We start from the raw sequence: 18134 nt of genomic DNA, 5'->3' as shown, positions 1-18134 counted from the left end.
GATGCCCAGCCGCCGGGCATTCGCGGGTCTCCTCACCGCTGGCGCAGGCCTGGCCGCACTGACTGCCTGCACTCCGGATGGCCCCGCAGCCTCCCCTGCAGCGACCTCCCTTGGCGGCACGTCGACGACACCGTCCGGCCCTGCCTCAGGCGCCACGCCAACTCAAGTCACTGCAGTTACGCCCGCGGCGGCTACGGAACCTTCCAGCAGCCCTCCCACCGCAGCGCCCTCTCAGGCCGCAGCCAAGCAGTTCTCGCTGACCGATCCAGCCAGCCCGTGGGTGGTGGTCAACAAGCACAGGCCCTTGAATCCACAAAACTATGTCCCAGCGGATTTGGTTCAACCAGACATCCGGCTCGCCGTCAGCGGCGAAGCCACACAAATGAACAGCACGACGGCGACTGCCGCAGAAAAGATGTTCGCCGCAGCGGCGGCCGAGGGCGTCGTCATGGCATTGGCATCCGGGTACCGTTCCTATTCCACCCAGGTGGTCACCTACAACGGCTACGTCGCCAGCAGCGGCCAGGTGGCAGCCGACCGGGCTTCGGCACGCCCCGGTCATTCCGAACACCAAACGGGCTGGTCCTTTGACATTGGCGACGGCGGAGGTGCCTGCAGTTTTCAACCCTGCTTCGCCGACCAACCCGCGGCTATTTGGGCCAAAGCCAACGCGCACAAATTCGGTTTCATCGTCCGCTATCCATGGATGTTCCACGAAACCACCGGATACTTCTACGAGTCCTGGCACCTGCGCTACATCGGCGTCGAAGCAGCGACAGAGATGAACACCCGAGGCATCGCAACGCTTGAGGAGTACTTCGGGTTGGAAGCAGCGCCGGACTACCTGTAGCGCCGGTCCTTTTAGAGCCCGTCCTTTTAACCAGTGCGGCCCGCCCTCCTGCAAACCAGTAAACCGGTGATCAGGAAAGCGGGCCGAGGTTGCTTGGGTTCTAGACAGCCAGTTCGCTGGGAGCGCTCAGGCGTTCTTTGACTACGGCAGCCAGGCTGTTGCAAATCCGCTCAGCCGTCTCCATGTCGGCAGCTTCCACCATGACTCGCACCAGGGCCTCGGTTCCGGACGGACGGAGCAGCACGCGCCCGGTTTCACCCAGTTCCAGTTCAGCAGCGGCTACCGCTGCGGCCACGCCTTCGTCGGTGCCTGCACGGGCCTTGTCCACGCCCTTGACGTTGATCATGAGCTGCGGGAGCTTGGTCATCGCAGTAGCGAGTTCTTTCAAACTACGGCCAGTCAGGGCCACCTGCGCAGCAAGCTGCAGCCCGGTGAGCACTCCATCGCCAGTGGTGGCGTAGTCGGAGAAGATCACGTGGCCGGACTGTTCGCCACCCAGGTTGTAGCCGCCGTCGCGCATTTCCTCCAACACGTAACGGTCGCCAACAGCCGTTTCGCGGATGGTGATGCCGGCATTGCGAAGGGCGATCTTAAGTCCGAGGTTGCTCATGACCGTGGCAACCAGGATGCTGTCCTTGAGTTTGCCCGCTTCATTGAGTGCCAGCGCCAGGATCGCCATGATCTGGTCGCCATCTACTTCGTTGCCTTCGTGGTCTACAGCAAGGCAGCGGTCGGCGTCGCCGTCATGGGCAATGCCGAGGTTCGCACCGTGCTTGACCACCGCTTCCTTCAACGGACCCAAGTGGGTGGAGCCGACGCCGTCGTTGATGTTCAGTCCGTCCGGCTCGGCGCCAATGACGACTACGTCTGCGCCGGCGTCCTTGAACACCTGCGGCGAACAACCACTCGCCGCGCCGTGTGCGCAGTCCAGGACAACCTTCAGGCCTTCGAGGCGCTTGGGGAGGGTGCCGAGCAAGTGGACAATGTAGCGGTCCTCAGCGTCGGAGAAACGCTGGATGCGTCCGACGTCGCCGCCCACGGGGCGCTGTGGCTCTTTGCCCAGCTGTGCTTCGATGGCGTCCTCGACGTCGTCGGGCAGCTTCTGGCCGCCGCGTGCGAAGAACTTGATCCCATTGTCCGGGGCAGGGTTGTGGGAGGCCGAGAGCATAACGCCGAAATCGGCGTCGAGGTCTGCCACCAGGTAGGCCGCAGCCGGGGTGGGCAGCACCCCGGCGTCATAGACATCGATGCCGGAGCTGGAGAGCCCCGCTTCGACGGCGGCGGCAAGGAACTCGCCACTCGCCCTGGGGTCCCGGGCGACGACGGCGCGTGGCCGCTTGCCATCGGTTGTGCGGTCATGGCCGAGTACGACGGCGGCGGCCTGGGCCAGCTGCATAGCCAGCTCGGCGGTGAGCAATCCGTTCGCGAGACCGCGCACGCCATCTGTTCCAAATAATCTAGACATCGGCTCAAGTTTAGACGACGACGGGACACCACCCGTCCAGCAGCGTGTCGGAACGTCATGTGCGCAGGTCAAATCCGGCTCCCAGCACGCCTCTTTGAACTGCATAAAGAGCAACTTCTTAAACGGCGAAAGCCCGCCCCGCCGAAACGGCGGAACGGGCTTTCGAGCAAGCGCAGATTAGCGCTTGGAGTACTGCTGAGCCTTACGTGCCTTCTTGAGACCAGCCTTCTTACGCTCGATGACGCGGGCGTCACGGCGCAGGTAACCGGCCTTCTTGAGGGTGGCGCGGTTGTTGTCGACGTCGATCTCGTTCAGCGAGCGAGCGACACCGAGGCGCAGTGCACCGGCCTGGCCGGAGATGCCACCGCCGTGGATGCGGGCGATGACGTCGTAGGCGCCTTCAAGATCAAGGATCTTGAAGGGCTCGTTGACATCCTGCTGGTGCAGCTTGTTCGGGAAGTAGTTCTCCAGCGTGCGGCCGTTGATGATCCACTTGCCGGAACCCGGGATGACGCGAACGCGTGCAACGGCTTCCTTGCGGCGGCCAACAGCTGCACCGGCAACGGTCAGTGCCGGGCGCTCCTTCTTGGGCGCATCTTCAACAGATGTGCTTTCAGAGGTGTAGCTGGTGAGGGTTTCCTCAGCCTCGACGGCTTCGGCGGTCAGTTCTTCGTTCTGAGCCACGGTTCTCCTTGTAATAAAAAGTTGTTTGGTGGCCAGGACTACTGGGCGACCTGGGTGATTTCGAAAGTCTTCGGCTGCTGCGCAGCGTGCGGGTGCTCGGGGCCTGCGTAGACCTTGAGCTTGCCCAGCTGCTGAGCGGCGAGGGAGTTCTTGGGGAGCATGCCCTTGATGGCCTTCTCAACAGCGCGAACCGGGTTGGATTCCAGCAGCTCGGCGTAGTTGACGGAGGTCAGGCCGCCCGGGTAACCGGAGTGGCGGTATGCGCGCTTCTGCTCCAGCTTGGCGCCGGTGAGGGMAACCTTTTCAGCGTTGATGATGATGACGAAGTCGCCCATGTCCATGTGGGACGCAAAGGTCGGCTTGTGCTTTCCGCGCAGCAGTGTTGCGGTCTGGCTGGCAAGACGACCAAGGACAACGTCGGTGGCGTCAATGACGTGCCACTGGCGGTTGATATCGCCGGGCTTCGGGGTGTACGTACGCACGGTTTTGCCTCGTTCTTGTTCTGGCGTTCATGTTTTAGGCGACACGCAGTGAGGCGTGTACCTACTATGTATGCGTTACCGGAGCAGAGGTGAGGGCTCTATAGACCAGTCATCCCAGAATCTCGATATGCCCCTTGAGTTAGCGACCCTGCAACTGGATCCCCGAGAAGGCATGTGTCATCGAGATAGGACACGCACAACGACTATAAACAATACCTTCAACGGGCCGTCCGGGTCAAAATGGGGTATCCGCCCCTCGGGGTCGCATGCGCTTTGAGGGAGAATACATGACCAACGGTCCCGTTTTCCTGCTCCTGCTCGCCGTCGCCGGCTTGCTGTTGAGTCCGGCCGTGGAGTTCGTGATCGCCCGCGCCCTGCCGCGACTCGGTGGACTCCCCTCCCCAGGCGTTCGGATCACGACGGCGGCAGTCACCGCACTGCTGTTTGCCTTGCTGGGGTGGCGCTTTGGTTTTGCCGCGGAATTGCCGGCGTTCCTTTTATTGGCACTTCTTGGGGTGCAGCTTTCGAGAATTGATTTCACTCTCCATTTGCTGCCCAACCCCCTTGTTTTGTTCCTGCTTGGGGGTGGTTTTGTCCTCCTTGCGGCTTCCGCTGCACTGGATCCCGCCTGGCCCGAGCTGCTCCGAGCACTCGCCGGCGGCCTCATACTCTTCGTTGGCTACCTGATTCTGGGACTTATTTCTCCGAGAAGCCTCGGAATGGGCGATGTGAAGCTCGCAGCACCCGTCGGACTGTACTTGGGGTACTTGGGTTGGAAGCAAGTACTCTATGGCGGACTACTGGGATTCGTGGTGGGCGGGGTGCTCACGGTGCTGATGTTACGGCTCAACCGCAAGGAAAAGCCCGCAGAAACAGCTCACGGGCCAGCCATGGTAATCGCGGCACTGAGCGTGACTCTCCTACTTCAGTAGGGCTCGGCTTCTTCTCATTCCCCGGGCGCTTCATGGGCTCAAAGAAGTAAGGTTGCTGTCTATTCCAAGTAGTCGCTCACCTTTTTTGACTTCCAAACTGAGTACTCCCCTGCCCTTCTACGGGTGAATCGCTGATAGGCGCTGCAGGAATTCGAGTACGACTACGCATTGTTCAGCGGTACGTCCAGGGTGAATTCTTATCTCATCGAATTCCGAACCGCTAAACGCAACATGGGGGTAGTTCGGGAATCGAAGGCAAATTCCGATAATTTGCTGGACCTATAACCATTATTTACCAAACCCAAAAATTCATCTGGGAAGGATTTTCCAATGTCTGCTCTTATGTTCACCATCACTTCGTACATCGCCGGCGTCAAGGACCGCTTCACCTCCGAGGAGAAGGGCGCGACGATGGTGGAATACGGCCTCATGGTCGCCCTGATCGCCGTTGTGGTTGCTCTTGCAGTTGGCCCCTTGGGCACGGCCATCGCAACCCTGTTCAATGGCGTGACCACCTCGATAACGCCGTGATTGCCTCGCTCTGACACAGATGTTGCATTGGCCGGTGGCCGTGGCCTACACACAGTCCACAGCCGCCGGCCATTCCTCTTAAACGCTATTACCGCAATCCCATCGCGGATCCGGGTCTGGGAGACAGTCGTGAAATCGAAGAAAAAAGAGCGCGGAGCAGTCGCCGTGGAAATGGCAATTCTGCTGCCGCTGCTACTGCTGATCTTAATCGGGATTATGGAATTTGGGCGGGTGCTCAACGTCCAAGTGTCGCTCACAGAGGCAGCGCGGGAGGGTGCTCGTTATGCAGCCGTTCACTACCAGGATGGTGGTCTGAACGTATCTGGTAAAGCTTTGGCTGCAGCACCCTCCCTTAACGGCCTCGGAGTTTCAGTTAGTGATAATGCCGCAAGCTGTGCCCCGGGCTCCAACGTCACTGTGACAACCAGTGTCTCCTTGCCTTCCATGTCCGGCTTCCTTGATGCCGGATTCTTTGGTGGCCCGGGCATTTTCCCGCTGAACATGACTGGCGTAGGAGTGATGAGATGCGGTGGCTAAGGAATTTCCACAGTCTTCGCCGGTTGCAGGACGATGCCAAGGAGTCCCAGGAGCGCGGTGCTGCCACGATCATCGTCGCCGGGCTCATGGTGGTCCTCTTGGGCTTTGCCGCCTTGGCTGTTGATGTAGGGGCTCTGTATGCGGAGAAGGCGCAATTGCAAAATGGCGCCGATGCCGCCGCACTGGCGATTGCCACCGACTGCGCCGGGGGAAGCTGCGGCAACAGCACAACAACAGGAAATCAATTCGCCAATAGCAACGCGAACGACAACTCCAGCGGTGCCGTCGTCACATTCCCGGCAGCCACAACAGTTCGGGTAGTGACTAATGCCCGGGATGCAGGCTCCGGTGCAAACAGTTTCTCACTGTTCTTCGCACAGGCCTTCGGGATTGAAACTGCCACTGTAGGCGCGACAGCGGAAGCGTCCTGGGGTGCTCCGAAGAGTGCTACGACATTGCCTTGGACCGTCAGTGAATGTGTTTTCAAAAAGTACCTTTCGCCAGCGCAGCTTGCCTCACTCAATTCGACTGGCACCTTTACAGGCGATCCAATTCCCACTCATGTCACGCTTCGCTACGACACGAACGCTCCGGCAGTTGGGGGGTGCGTAGCACAAAATGGCTACCAGCCCGGCGGCTTTGGCTGGCTTGAGACCACGTCGGGCTGCTCGACTGACATAAGCATTAGCGCCGTAGTACAGGGCCAGCCCGGTAACCACTTCCCTAACGGGGCTACCTGCAATTCAGTGCTTGCCCACATCATGGACGAGCCAGCATTAATACCACTCTTCAAAACAGCAGCGCAAAACGGCAATAAGACAAAGTACACCCTTATCGGTTTTGCAGCCTTTCAGGTCACTGGATACAAGTTCGATGGGGGCCAGAAATTGGACCCTGCCGCACCCAGCTGCACAGGCAATTGCCGGGCCCTCCAGGGCTACTTCTCCCGCTTCGTGTCGCTCGAAGAAGGTTCTCAATCATCGGGTGGCATTCCCAACTATGGAGCGTCCGTTGTAACGCTCACCAAATAGGCGCTCACTGGCGTCCCCTATCAAAAACTCACGAAAACTCGAAGGGAGTTACAAAGTGAAAACACGCCTACTGGGAGGCATTGCAGCACTGCTTCTGGCAGTCATTGGCACCGTCTTGCTGGTCACCTACGTTCAGGGGGCCGACAAGCGGGCGCAGCAAGGGCTTGATCCCGTAAACGTCCTAGTGGTTAAGGAACGTATTCCGGCCGGTACCAAGGCCGAGGAAATCGGTTCGAAGGTCAAAGTGGAAACTTTGCCACAATCCGCAGTTGCGCCCGGCACTATCAATGCCTTGACGGATCAAAAGGGCAAGGTCACTTCCGCTGAACTGCAGCCTGGCGAACAGTTGTTGGGAGTCAAGCTTGTTAATCCCAAGGATCTAGCTCCCGGAACGGTACCTGTGCCGGAAGGCTTGCAAGAATCTACCTTTGTTCTGGCACCCGAGCGCATACTGGGCGGTCGGATCGAGGCCGGCGACACAGTTACGGTGTTTGCCTCATTCAAGTTGGACGACGCCGTTCCTGCCGGTGCGAACCTGCCAGCCGGTCTGACGGGCTGGAAAAACTTCACTGAGCTGCTCTACCACGATGTTCTCGTCACCGCTGTCCAACAAGCGGCCCCTGACGCGGAAAAATCCGCCGGGGCTGACAAGGGTGTAGCCCTCCCGAACGGTTCAGCCTACGTGACCGTCGCCCTGAGTGATGCCAACGCCGCCAAAATGGTTTTCGGTGCAGAGTTCGGCACGTTGTGGCTCTCCAAGCAGACGGACAAAACCACAAAGAGCGATCCACCGACGACAACCTTCGGAGGGCTGGTCCAATGAGCCGCTTCGTAGCCATCACTGCAGTTCGTGACTTTGAAGGCCGTGTGCGCCAGGCCATTGCCGGGGCACTGCATGGGGACCTGCAAACGCTCTCCCCCGAAATACTCCGGGGCGGGACGGATGATGTCTTCAAGGAACTCACAGGCGCGCCACCGGAGGTGATGATTCTGGGACCGGGCGTGAGTCCGGACGACGCTTTGAAGCTGGCCACGGTCTTCGATCTCCAATATCCGGAAATCAGCCTGTTGCTAGTGGCCGAACCCAGCCCAGAGATCGTCCTTCGTGCAATGCATTCGGGCATCCGGGACGTTGTGACACCGGAGATTGAGGTAAACGAGCTACGGATACTCCTGGAACGCGCATGCCTGGCCTCCGCCAGCCGGCGCCGTGGAATGCAGCCAGCGGCTGAATCCGGACAGGATAGAGGCCGCGTCATTGCCGTTATGTCCCCGAAGGGCGGAGTCGGCAAGACAACGGTTGCAACAAATTTGGCCGTTGGCCTTGGAGCTTTGGCGCCTATGAGCGTGGTCATTGTGGACCTGGACCTGCAATTCGGTGATGTGGCGTCTGGGCTTCTGCTCGAGCCAGAACACTCGATTACCGAGGCTGTTCATGGGGCGGCCGCCCAGGACTCCATGGTGCTCAAGGCATTCCTCACCGTCCATCCGGCGGGAATCTATGCACTTTGTGCACCGCAGAAGCCTTCGGAGTCCGATTACATCACAGCTGACCACGTCACAAGGCTCCTCAACCAGCTGGCCACGGAATTCAAGTACGTGGTGGTGGACACGGCACCGGGACTTGGCGAGCACTGCCTGGCGACTCTCGAGCTAGCCACGGATGGCGTCTGGGTCTGCGGCATGGACGTCCCCAGCATTCGTGGGCTTCGAAAGTGCTTCAGCGTGCTGCGGGAACTTCAGCTCTTGCCACAGGGCAGGCACACGGTGCTGAACTTCGCGGATCGAAAGAGCGGCATCTCGGTACAGGACGTTGAGGCGACCATCGGTGTCCCTGTTGATACCGTCATCCCTCGTTCCCGGAACCTGCCGTTCTCGACGAACCGGGGGGTCCCAGTACTCCAAGGCACCACTCGCGATTCAGCCACTAAGGGACTGAAGAAGCTGGTTGAGCGATTCGATCCCCGTCTGGAAACAGTTACCCCAAACAAGCTGCACCGGAGGGTGGTGGTGTCATGAAACTGTCGGAGAGGCTCACGAGGAACAACCCGCTTGTCGCCGTCGAAATCAAGGAAGCCGAGCAGGGAGGACAAGCCGCCGCCGTGGCGCCATCAGCGAATTCTCCTATGTTGGGCGGGACTCCAACTGCACCGGTGGTTGATGCCCTTTCAGGCCTTAAGCAAAGGGCCGCTTCGGCACTCTTCGAGCGAATGGGCTCAAGGCTTGGGGACGCATCCTCGTCGGAGGAAGAGCTTCGGTCCTTCGCTGTGGACGAACTTTCAGCTGTCATTGATGACGAGCAAGTGCCACTTTCTCCTGAAGAACGCCGCCGGCTGATCCGCGAGATTTCCGATGAGGTCATGGGCTACGGTCCATTGCAGCGTCTCTTGGAGGATCCGTCGGTTACTGAAGTGATGGTCAATCGCTTTGACCAGATCTACGTTGAGCGCCACGGTCACCTGGCACTGACTGATTTGCAGTTCAGTTCGGACGCGCACCTCCGTAAAGTCATCGAACGGATCGTGTCCAAGGTCGGACGACGGATAGACGAGTCTTCCCCACTCGTGGATGCGCGCCTCGAGGACGGCTCCCGCGTCAATGCGATTATCCCGCCGCTTGCTGTCAACGGCCCCTCATTGACTATCAGGAAATTCAGCCACGTTCCACTCACGGTCCGCAACCTGATCGAGTGGGAATCCATCAGCCACGAAATGGCGGAGTTGCTGAGCGCCTGTGTGGTTGCCCGTCTCAATGTCATCGTTTCTGGGGGCACTGGAACAGGGAAGACGACTCTCCTGAATGTTTTGTCTTCCTTCATCCCGGAGTCTGACCGCATCGTCACTATTGAGGATGCCGTGGAGCTTCAATTGCAACAGCGCCATGTGGTCAGGTTGGAGAGCCGCCCGCCCAACATCGAAGGTAAGGGCGCCATCACCATCCGGGATCTGGTCCGCAACTCCCTACGTATGCGGCCCGATCGGATCATCGTGGGCGAGGTTCGTGGCGGAGAGTCTCTCGACATGTTACAGGCCATGAACACCGGTCATGATGGCTCATTGTCCACCGTCCATGCCAACTCGCCGCGGGATGCGATCGCCCGCCTTGAGACGCTCGTCTTGATGGCTGGCATGGACCTGCCACTCCGGGCCATCCGGGAGCAGGTGTCGTCTGCCGTGGACGTGATCGTACAAGTGACCCGATTGCGGGATGGTAGCCGCCGCGTCACGCATGTGACCGAAGTGCAGGGTATGGAGGGAGACGTCGTCACGCTGCAGGACGCATTCCTCTTTGACTATTCTGCAGGCCTGGATGCCCAAGGGCGCTTCCTCGGCAGGGCCCTGCCAACGGGTATTCGACCAAGATTCCTGGACAGATTTGCAGAACTGGGTATCACAGTGTCGCCAGCTGTGTTTGGGGTCGCTCCCGTAAATGCAGGGAGGAGATAGCGATGGACACGCCGGCGCTCTTCATTACAGCCATCGGTCTTTGTGTCATTGCCCTAATAGTGCTCGTCATCGTCGTGCTGAAGCCACGGAACGGAAGCATTCCTTTGGAACGCCGGCGCTTGGGCACTTTGCCGGACGATTCGGCAGTGGGTCGAGTGTCACAGTCCGCGGTCCAAGTTATGGATGCTGCTCTGGGCCGCTCCGGCGGCCCCTTCAATCGGGAGGTTCTCTATAACGCTGGTGTGAAGCAGGCTCCTGCCGACTTCACCGTCATGGTTGTCTTCGGCACAGTGGTTGTGGGCGTCATCGGTTCCTTCCTGGTAAATCTGGTTATCGGCATCTTTCTGGCACTCGCTGCACCATTCGTTGCGAAACTCCTGCTGGTGTTCAAGACGGAGAAACGCCGAGGCAAATTTGAGTCGCAGCTTACTGACACCATCCAGATGTTGATTGGTGGCCTTCGTGTCGGACACAGCATCATGCGATCGTTTGAAGCAGCCGCCTTGGAAGCGCAAGCTCCCACGTCGGAAGAGTTGAGCAGGATTATAAACGAAGTGAGGATCGGCAAGGACGCCCGCCAAGCTATCGAAGACTCCGCGGTTCGCATGGACAGCGAGGACTTCCGCTGGATTGGCCAGGCCATACAGATCAATCGCGAAGTCGGCGGTGATTTAGCCGAGGTACTGGAACAAGTCGCCGGTACTATTCGGGAGCGCAGCGAAGTCAAGGGACACGTCCGTGCCCTCAGCGCCGAAGGCAAGATGTCGGCGGTAATCCTTATGGCGCTCCCTGTGGCAGTGGGGCTGTTCATGACTGCTGTCAACCCCGGCTACATGAAAGTCTTCGTCCAACATCCCATAGGAATTGCCTTAATGGTGACCAGCGTAATTTTGTTCGCCATCGGCGGTTTCTGGATGAGCCGCACCGTAAAGCTCAAGTTCTAGGAGGCTGTGCTCATGACTCCCATCGTTTGGCTGATCATCGCCGTGATCGTCCTCCCCGTTGCCTATTTCGCGTGGTCCTTAGCCACCATTGACCGCAAGTCAGTGCTGGCCATTCAGACAAATCTTGGTTCCGGATTCGCCCAGGGCACTGGCGTGAATATCCACCGCCCGCCAATTTTGTTGGGGCTGGCCCGGAAACTCACCCCTGGCAGTTACGAAGCCAAGCTTGATCAATGGCTGGCGCTTGCCGGGCGCCCCAAGTCAATGCCCCTGACGAAACTCATCGCCATCAAACCAGCTCTTGCCCTTGCGGGCGCTGTGGTTGGAGTTTTGTTAGCCACCAGCAACCCGAGCCCCACAATGATCGGCCTTGGGTTGTTCCTGACTATCCTCTTGTACTTCGTTCCAGATCTCTTGATCTACAACAACGGGATCAAGCGCCAAGAGGCCATTCAGCTGGAATTCCCGAACACGCTGGACCAAATGCTCATTTCCGTTGAGGCAGGACTTGGCTTCGAAGCAGCCATGGAACGGGCCTCCTCCTACGGCACGGGACCCCTGGCCTTGGAGCTGATGCGAACGCTCCAAGACATCCAAGTGGGGCGTCCAAGGCAAGAAGCATACGAGGCTATGGCCGAGCGATCCACTGTCCCGGACGTCCGTAGCTTTGTCCTGGCAGTGGTCCAGGCGGACAAATATGGCATCGGCATCGCCAACGTCCTCCGTGCACAAGCCAAGCAAGCCCGGGTCAAGCGTCGTCAAAAAGCAGAAGAGAAAGCAATGAAGTTGCCCGTCAAGGTGCTTTTTCCACTGATGTTCTGCATTTTCCCGGTGCTTTTCATAGTCCTTCTGGGTCCCGCAGCTATCAAGATCATCCAGATGTTCACCTGATCTTGCGCTGAGGGAAATAGACCGGCCGTTCGCGGATCCCAGACCGTGGACGGCCACAACGGCCCCCTTCCGGTACCCAGAGCCGGGAGGGGGTCCTCCAATGTCCGGACTTACTCGCGGCGTGCCCTCGTCAGCTCGGCCCGCGCAAGCAGCTCGCTATCCGACGGGTACGCTACTTCTTCCAGAACCAACGGGTGCGGTGCGGCCAACACGGACTTCGCATCACGCTTACGTTCCAGCAGACGTTCATGCAGCCAGCCCGGTTGCTCCAGGCCTTCCCCTACACGCAGGGCCGAGCCCACCAAGGACCTGACCATGTTGTGGCAGAACGCATCCGCCTGAACGGTAGCGACAATGACCCCGTCGCTCCCCCGTTCGAACTCAAACTTCTGAAGCTCGCGAATGGTCGTGGCACCTTCTCGGGGCTTACAGTAGGAACGGAAATCCTGGAGTCCCAGCAACTGGGAAGCGCCTTCATTCAACAACGCGACGTTCAATGGTCCCTTGTGCCACAACGTGATCCCCCGAAGCACCGGATCCCAACGCTCCGCGCCATCAGCAATGCGGTAACTGTAACGACGCCACAAGGCAGAAAACCGCGCGTCGAAACCTACCGGCGCCAGACCGGCGTCGTGCACTTCTATGGCACCGGTGAGGTCGCCGAGAATGCGACTAAGGGCCCCGCGAAGGCGACGCAAAAGCGCGACGGCGGGGTCGAGTTCGTGCCCACGCGGAAGTCCAAGCCACTCGGCCGCAGCCAGATCGAGATGGACCACCTGGCCGCGGGCGTGGACACCGGCGTCCGTGCGGCCGGCAACCGTAACGCGGATCGGACGGCGCACGAGGAGGGCCAACGATTCCTCAAGTGCTCCCTGCACGGTGAGCAGACCGGGTTGGAGTGCCCAACCGTTGAAGGGCCCTCCGTCATACGAAAGATCCATACGGACACGCAAAAACCCGCCGCCCCCCAAAGCGGGGGCAGCGGGTTTTCGTTCGTTCATAGACTTAAGTCTACTGTGAAGAATTCAGTGAATTACTTCTTGTCCTCAGCGGCCGGAGCCTCTTCGGTCTCAGCAACTTCAGCGTCAGCAGCCTCGGCCTCAGCTGCCGGAGCCTCTTCGGTTTCAGCAGCTTCGGTCTCTACAGCCTCGGTCTCAACAACCTCTTCCTCAGCAGCCGGGGCAGCCTTGGCAGCAGCAGCGGTTGCTTCAGCAACTACGGCCTGCTTCGGGGAAACCGGCTCGAGGACGAGCTCGATGACAGCCATGGGAGCGTTGTCGCCCTTGCGGTTGCCGATCTTGGTGATACGGGTGTAGCCACCATCGCGGTTGGCGACAGCGCCGGCGATGTCGGTGAACAGCTCGTGGACGATGCCCTTGTCGCTGATCAGGCCGAGAACGCGGCGGCGGGAAGAGAGGTCGCCACGCTTGGCGAAGGTGACCAAACGCTCTGCGTACGGCTTCAGGCGCTTGGCCTTGGTGACCGTGGTGGTGATGCGCTTGTGCTCAAACAGAGCAGCTGCCAGGTTCGCGAGCATCAGGCGCTCGTGAGCCGGGCCGCCTCCGAGGCGCGGACCCTTAGTGGGGGTAGGCATAATAATTTCTCCTGTTGTGTAAGCCGGTCAGGTCCATCGCTGGACCGTGCGGCCAAGATCTGCTTTTTAGAGCTCGTCGTCGCTGAACGCGGCGTCGTCCTCTTCGATGGCTGCGGCGCGGGCTGCGAGATCGAAACCGGGAGGGGAGTCCTTGAGGGACAGACCCAGTTCGACGAGCTTTGCCTTGACCTCGTCAATGGACTTCGCACCGAAGTTACGGATGTCCATCAGGTCAGCCTCGGAGCGGGCAACGAGTTCACCCACGGTGTGGATGCCCTCACGCTTGAGGCAGTTGTAGGAACGGACGGTAAGGTCCAGATCCTCGATCGGCAGAGCCATGTCCGCTGCCAGGGCAGCGTCCGTCGGCGACGGGCCAATCTCGATACCTTCAGCTGCGGTGTTCAGCTCACGAGCCAGACCGAACAGTTCCACCAAGGTGGTGCCTGCAGAAGCAACGGCGTCGCGCGGAGCGATTGCCTGCTTGGTCTCGACGTCGACAATGAGCTTGTCGAAGTCGGTGCGCTGCTCAACACGGGTAGCTTCCACGCGGAAGGTTACCTTCATGACCGGCGAGTAGATCGAGTCAACCGGAATACGGCCGATCTCGGAGTCGCCGGACTTGTTCTGAGCTGCCGAAACGTAGCCACGGCCGCGCTCGATGGTCAGTTCGAGTTCGAACTTGCCCTTCGAGTTCAGAGTGGCAATGTGCAGATCCGGGTTGTGGAATTCGACGCCGGCCGGCGGAGCAATGTCCGCGGCGGTGACGACTCCGGGGCCCTGCTTGCGCAGGTAAGCAACAACCGGCTCGTCGTGCTCGGAGGAAACCGAAAGGTTCTTGATGTTCAGGATGATCTCGGTGACATCTTCCTTGACACCCGGAACCGTGGTGAACTCGTGCAGCACGCCATCGATCCGGATGCTGGTTACAGCGGCACCGGGGATGGAGGAGAGCAGGGTACGGCGGAGGGAGTTTCCGAGGGTGTAGCCGAAGCCCGGCTCCAGCGGTTCAATGATGAAACGGGAGCGGTTCTCGGATACAACTTCTTCAGACAGGGTGGGGCGCTGTGCAATGAGCACTTAGGTTTCCTTTCGGCGAGCATCCGCTATATGACGCAACACAGGTGGTGGAAATCGGCTTCGGTTTCCAGCCTGACCAGCCGGGCCATGCTTGTAGACGGTCTAAACCATGTACAGCAGGCCCGGCCGGTCAGACAGGGAATACCTAATTAGACGCGGCGGCGCTTCGGCGGGCGGCAACCGTTGTGGGCGCTGGGGGTGACGTCCTGGATGGAGCCAACCTCAAGGCCAGCAGCCTGAAGCGAACGGATTGCGGTTTCGCGTCCGGATCCCGGACCCTTGACGAATACGTCAACCTTGCGCAGACCGTGCTCCTGAGCGCGCTTTGCAGCAGCTTCAGCAGCCATCTGGGCAGCGAACGGGGTGGACTTACGGGAGCCCTTGAAGCCAACCTCACCGGCGGAAGCCCAGGAGATTACAGCACCGTTCGGGTCCGTGATGGACACGATGGTGTTGTTAAAGGTGCTCTTGAYGTGCGCCTGGCCAAGCGCAATATTCTTCTTATCCTTGCGACGCGGCTTACGAACCGCTCCACGAGTCTTCGGGGGCATTGTTTCTCCTACAGAAAGTTATCGGGGGAAAACCAGGTCAATCCCGAGGGATTAACGTCCGGCCTTCTTCTTGCCGGCGACGGTGCGCTTCGGGCCCTTACGGGTACGAGCGTTGGTCTTCGTACGCTGTCCGCGTACGGGCAGGCCCTTGCGGTGGCGCAGGCCTTCGTAGCTGCCGATCTCAACCTTGCGGCGGATGTCAGCGGCTACCTCGCGGCGAAGGTCACCCTCAACCTTGTAGTTGCCTTCAATGTAGTCACGCAGCTGGACCAGCTCGGCGTCAGTCAGGTCCTTGACGCGAACGTCAGCGCTGATGCCGGTGGCAGCCAGGGTTTCGTGTGCACGGGTCTTGCCCACGCCGTAGATGTAAGTAAGCGCAATTTCCAACCGCTTTTCGCGGGGAATGTCTACGCCAGCGAGACGAGCCATAGTGGCGGTACTCCTTGAATAAACCGGAGGTCGTAGGCAGTACACCCACACGATCCGTGTGGCCCCAGCCTCCGACCGGGGGTACGTTGACCAGGCTCTGTGATGCAGTCCTGGCACAACTTGTGCTGCCTTTATTTACTTGCGTGGGCTAGCAACCCAGGTTTGCCCTTGCGGGCGCTGATTCCCTGAAGGGGAATTAGCCCTGGCGCTGCTTGTGGCGCGGGTTCTCGCAGATCACCATGACCCGGCCGTTACGGCGGATCACTTTGCACTTGTCGCAGATCTGCTTGACGCTCGGCTTGACCTTCATGGCGTTCCTTTGCGTGTTTTGCAGTTGATCTGCTGGAGCGGCTTGGCACTATTGCCTTTGGCCGCCCAGCAATTTACTTGTAGCGGTAGACGATACGACCACGTGTGAGGTCGTATGGGCTTAGCTCCACCACTACGCGGTCCTCGGGGAGGATTCGAATGTAGTGCTGACGCATCTTCCCAGAGATGTGTGCGAGAACGACGTGCTTGTTGGTGAGCTCAACACGAAACATCGCGTTGGGCAGCGCCTCAGTCACAACGCCCTCGATCTCAATGACCCCGTCCTTCTTGGCCATATCCTCCGCTAACTGTTGTTTGCCGCTGTCCTCCGGTAGGCACCGAAAATCCAACGGACGTTTTTTGTTTGCTTGGCCCTCTTGGAACCACGACACTAAAAAGGGCGTGGCTGCACAGACAACCAACAAATAACTCTACGCCAATGGGGCCGGAAAGTTAAATCCGTCCATGGTAGCGCACGTACCGCCGCCCGTCACTCCCCTACGGTGCGGTAAGCAGGGAAGTCTCCTGCCGCCGTCGTGACACTTTCGGCCGCCTCAACACCGTCCAGGATCGCCAACCGCACTGCTTCGGCCGCGGCACTTTGGAGCGTTATCAGCGATACTTGCCGCGCCTGCTCGGTACTGCGATAGAGCCCGACGGCGCCAGTCGCCACAGCGAAAACCGTGTCACCATCCGCCAAAGTATGGGACGGATCCAAGGCCCGCGCCAGGCCGGCATGTCCAGAGCTGGCGGTCCGCTTGCACTCAGCAACATCCAGGACAGCATTCGTAGCGATGACGACGAGCGTGGTGTTGAGCCCTTCCGTAGAAGCCACTGGGTCTGCGACCCTCTGCGCGCTCGGTCGTGCCTCCCTTAGACGCGCGCTGCCAGGTCCCAGCCCCACCGGCGTCCCGAGTGCGTTGACGACCGCGATCGCGCCAACGATCACTGGGCCGTCAGTGGAGATGTTGTCAAGCGTGATCGAAGATGTCCCGACGCCGCCCTTGTACTGCCCGCGCGCAATCACTGCGCCCGTGCCAGCACCAACGTTTCCGCGTTCGACGGCCGCATGGTCGCCTGAGGCGTACGCTGCGGCGGCTGCCTGGTAACCCATGTCGGCGTCGGGCCGCGCTTTCACGTCACCGCCGCGTCCGAGGTCGAAGATGGCGGCGGCCGGAACGATCGGCACCACCGTCCCGGGAACAGCAAAGCCCCTGCCCTGCTCCTCGCACCAGAGTTGAGCGCCAGTAGCTGACGCCAGCCCAAAAGCACTGCCACCCGTCAGTACGATGGCGTCGATCGTGGATACCAATGTTGTCGGATCAAGAGCGTCAGTTTCGTGCGTACCAGGGCCTCCCCCGCGTACGTCCACCGACCCCACGGTTCCCACGGGTGGAAGGACGACGGTCACGCCACTGAGCCACCCGCCGTCGTTCTTCTGAACGTGGCCAATACGGATGCCCGGAACATCGGTGATCGCACTCATGGCACCATTGTCCACCTGGCGGCAACGCCATGAGCCGGATTGCTGCGCAGGGAGCGTTTAGTTACGGGATCGGGACAGGCACGACGCCGAGCGGTGCCAACTGCTCGGCACCTCCGTCCGGGGCAGACAGGACCCAGATGCCCTTTTCGTGCACAGCCACGGAGTGCTCCCACTGGCAGGAGCGCTTGCCGTCGGTGGTGACAACGGTCCAGTCATCGTCCAACGTGGCAGTCTCGATGCCACCGCGCACCAACATGGGTTCGATCGCGAGGCACAGGCCGGGGCGAATCTTGGGGCCGCGGTGATTGGTGCGGTAATTCAGGACGTCCGGGGCCATATGCATTTCCGAACCGATGCCGTGGCCCACGTAGTCCTCCAGGATGCCCAGGGGCTTACCGGGGACGGAAGAAACGTAGTCATCAATGGCGTTGCCGATATCGCCCACGAACTTGCCCTTGGCCAGCGCAGCAATCCCTCGCCACATGGCGGCCTCGGTGACATCAGAGAGCCGCTGGTCCTCAGGGTCTGCCGTGCCAACGATGACAGTGCGGGCGGAGTCCGAGTGCCATCCGTCAACGATGCAGCCGCCGTCGATGGAAATAATGTCACCATTGTTGAGGACGCGGTTTCCGGGGATACCGTGGACGACTTCTTCGTTGACTGACGTACAGATGGTGGCGGGGAAGCCGTGGTAGCCAAGGAAGTTGGACTTAGCGCCGGCATCATTCAGGACTGCCGCGAAAACCTCGTCGAGGTCCTTGGTGGTGACGCCTGCCTTGGCCGCCGCAACGGCAGCGTCAAGGGCACGGCTGAGAACCAAGCCGGCCTCGTGCATTTTGCGCATTTGCTCGTTGGTTTTGTATTCGATGCGGGGCTGACCGAACGCCATGTTCTC

General features: G+C 60.0%; 22 protein-coding genes. 10 read left to right on the top strand and 12 right to left on the bottom strand.

Annotated features, from left to right (window positions below):
• The first annotated feature begins 1 nt into the window (after nucleotide 1).
• On the top strand, nucleotides 2–850 hold the full coding sequence (locus tag AB4Y87_RS09405) for a D-alanyl-D-alanine carboxypeptidase family protein (protein WP_442004126.1): 849 nt from the start codon (nucleotides 2–4) through the stop codon (nucleotides 848–850).
• Nucleotides 851–950: 100 nt separating this feature from the next.
• Here AB4Y87_RS09405 and glmM read toward each other — a convergent pair whose 3' ends face one another.
• From glmM to rplM, 3 genes are all read right to left on the bottom strand, one after another.
• Nucleotides 951–2315, bottom strand: a complete 1365-nt coding sequence (glmM, locus tag AB4Y87_RS09400; protein ID WP_223946542.1) for a phosphoglucosamine mutase — start codon at nucleotides 2313–2315, stop codon at nucleotides 951–953.
• A 177-nt stretch (nucleotides 2316–2492) separates the two neighbouring features.
• Nucleotides 2493–2999, bottom strand: coding sequence for a 30S ribosomal protein S9 (gene rpsI / locus AB4Y87_RS09395; RefSeq protein ID WP_216925110.1), 507 nt, complete (start codon nucleotides 2997–2999; stop codon nucleotides 2493–2495).
• A gap of 38 nt (nucleotides 3000–3037) precedes the next feature.
• Nucleotides 3038–3481 carry a 50S ribosomal protein L13 gene (gene rplM / locus AB4Y87_RS09390; protein WP_442004082.1) on the bottom strand — a complete coding sequence of 148 codons (444 nt, stop codon included), beginning with the start codon at nucleotides 3479–3481 and terminating at the stop codon, nucleotides 3038–3040.
• A gap of 287 nt (nucleotides 3482–3768) precedes the next feature.
• On the opposite strand from rplM, the gene AB4Y87_RS09385 reads away from it, so the two are divergent.
• The 9 genes from AB4Y87_RS09385 to AB4Y87_RS09345 all read left to right on the top strand — a co-directional run bounded on the left by AB4Y87_RS09385 (nucleotide 3769) and on the right by AB4Y87_RS09345 (nucleotide 11793).
• On the top strand, nucleotides 3769–4413 hold the full coding sequence (locus tag AB4Y87_RS09385; RefSeq protein ID WP_442004081.1) for a prepilin peptidase: 645 nt from the start codon (nucleotides 3769–3771) through the stop codon (nucleotides 4411–4413).
• A gap of 330 nt (nucleotides 4414–4743) precedes the next feature.
• Nucleotides 4744–4944 (top strand): Flp family type IVb pilin, encoded by a 201-nt coding sequence (locus tag AB4Y87_RS09380; protein WP_442004080.1) that lies wholly within the window; start codon nucleotides 4744–4746, stop codon nucleotides 4942–4944.
• A gap of 129 nt (nucleotides 4945–5073) precedes the next feature.
• Nucleotides 5074–5481, top strand: a complete 408-nt coding sequence (locus tag AB4Y87_RS09375) for a TadE/TadG family type IV pilus assembly protein (protein ID WP_442004079.1) — start codon at nucleotides 5074–5076, stop codon at nucleotides 5479–5481.
• Nucleotides 5469–6512 carry a pilus assembly protein TadG-related protein gene (locus AB4Y87_RS09370; RefSeq protein WP_442004078.1) on the top strand — a complete coding sequence of 348 codons (1044 nt, stop codon included), beginning with the start codon at nucleotides 5469–5471 and terminating at the stop codon, nucleotides 6510–6512. The genes AB4Y87_RS09375 and AB4Y87_RS09370 overlap by 13 nt, the downstream gene beginning before the upstream one ends.
• A gap of 55 nt (nucleotides 6513–6567) precedes the next feature.
• Entirely contained in the window at nucleotides 6568–7335 is a 768-nt protein-coding gene (gene cpaB, locus AB4Y87_RS09365) for a Flp pilus assembly protein CpaB (protein ID WP_442004077.1), read from the top strand.
• Nucleotides 7332–8531, top strand: a complete 1200-nt coding sequence (locus tag AB4Y87_RS09360; protein ID WP_442004076.1) for an AAA family ATPase — start codon at nucleotides 7332–7334, stop codon at nucleotides 8529–8531. Before cpaB ends, AB4Y87_RS09360 begins: the two co-directional genes overlap by 4 nt.
• Nucleotides 8532–8638: 107 nt before the next feature.
• Nucleotides 8639–9958 (top strand): CpaF family protein, encoded by a 1320-nt coding sequence (locus tag AB4Y87_RS09355; protein WP_442004125.1) that lies wholly within the window; start codon nucleotides 8639–8641, stop codon nucleotides 9956–9958.
• Nucleotides 9959–9960: 2 nt separating this feature from the next.
• Nucleotides 9961–10902, top strand: a complete 942-nt coding sequence (locus AB4Y87_RS09350) for a type II secretion system F family protein (protein WP_442004075.1) — start codon at nucleotides 9961–9963, stop codon at nucleotides 10900–10902.
• Between the two features lie 12 nt (nucleotides 10903–10914).
• Complete coding sequence (locus tag AB4Y87_RS09345) at nucleotides 10915–11793, top strand: type II secretion system F family protein (protein ID WP_442004074.1); 879 nt, start codon at nucleotides 10915–10917, stop codon at nucleotides 11791–11793.
• 110 nt (nucleotides 11794–11903) lie between these two features.
• On the opposite strand, the gene AB4Y87_RS09340 is transcribed toward AB4Y87_RS09345, so the two are convergent.
• The 9 genes from AB4Y87_RS09340 to map all read right to left on the bottom strand — a co-directional run bounded on the left by AB4Y87_RS09340 (nucleotide 11904) and on the right by map (nucleotide 18128).
• Nucleotides 11904–12794, bottom strand: a complete 891-nt coding sequence (locus AB4Y87_RS09340; protein WP_442004073.1) for a tRNA pseudouridine synthase A — start codon at nucleotides 12792–12794, stop codon at nucleotides 11904–11906.
• Between the two features lie 32 nt (nucleotides 12795–12826).
• Entirely contained in the window at nucleotides 12827–13387 is a 561-nt protein-coding gene (rplQ, locus tag AB4Y87_RS09335; protein ID WP_216925100.1) for a 50S ribosomal protein L17, read from the bottom strand.
• Between the two features lie 66 nt (nucleotides 13388–13453).
• Complete coding sequence (locus AB4Y87_RS09330; protein ID WP_011775567.1) at nucleotides 13454–14464, bottom strand: DNA-directed RNA polymerase subunit alpha; 1011 nt, start codon at nucleotides 14462–14464, stop codon at nucleotides 13454–13456.
• 149 nt (nucleotides 14465–14613) lie between these two features.
• Nucleotides 14614–15015 (bottom strand): 30S ribosomal protein S11, encoded by a 402-nt coding sequence (gene rpsK, locus AB4Y87_RS09325; protein ID WP_442004072.1) that lies wholly within the window; start codon nucleotides 15013–15015, stop codon nucleotides 14614–14616.
• 51 nt (nucleotides 15016–15066) lie between these two features.
• Nucleotides 15067–15444 carry a 30S ribosomal protein S13 gene (rpsM, locus tag AB4Y87_RS09320; protein ID WP_011775569.1) on the bottom strand — a complete coding sequence of 126 codons (378 nt, stop codon included), beginning with the start codon at nucleotides 15442–15444 and terminating at the stop codon, nucleotides 15067–15069.
• Nucleotides 15445–15640: 196 nt separating this feature from the next.
• Entirely contained in the window at nucleotides 15641–15754 is a 114-nt protein-coding gene (gene rpmJ / locus AB4Y87_RS09315) for a 50S ribosomal protein L36 (protein WP_011775570.1), read from the bottom strand.
• A 73-nt stretch (nucleotides 15755–15827) separates the two neighbouring features.
• Complete coding sequence (infA, locus tag AB4Y87_RS09310) at nucleotides 15828–16049, bottom strand: translation initiation factor IF-1 (protein ID WP_011775571.1); 222 nt, start codon at nucleotides 16047–16049, stop codon at nucleotides 15828–15830.
• A 194-nt stretch (nucleotides 16050–16243) separates the two neighbouring features.
• Entirely contained in the window at nucleotides 16244–17239 is a 996-nt protein-coding gene (locus tag AB4Y87_RS09305; RefSeq protein ID WP_442004071.1) for a P1 family peptidase, read from the bottom strand.
• A 61-nt stretch (nucleotides 17240–17300) separates the two neighbouring features.
• Nucleotides 17301–18128: a type I methionyl aminopeptidase gene (map, locus tag AB4Y87_RS09300; protein ID WP_442004124.1), complete on the bottom strand. Its 828-nt coding sequence runs from the start codon at nucleotides 18126–18128 to the stop codon at nucleotides 17301–17303.
• Nucleotides 18129–18134 lie beyond the last annotated feature (6 nt).

This window comes from Paenarthrobacter sp. RAF54_2, from assembly GCF_052113945.1.
Classification (GTDB): Bacteria; Actinomycetota; Actinomycetes; order Actinomycetales; family Micrococcaceae; genus Arthrobacter.
The sequence above is the reverse complement of the archived record's forward strand: the minus strand, read 5'-3'. Positions and strand labels throughout refer to the sequence as shown.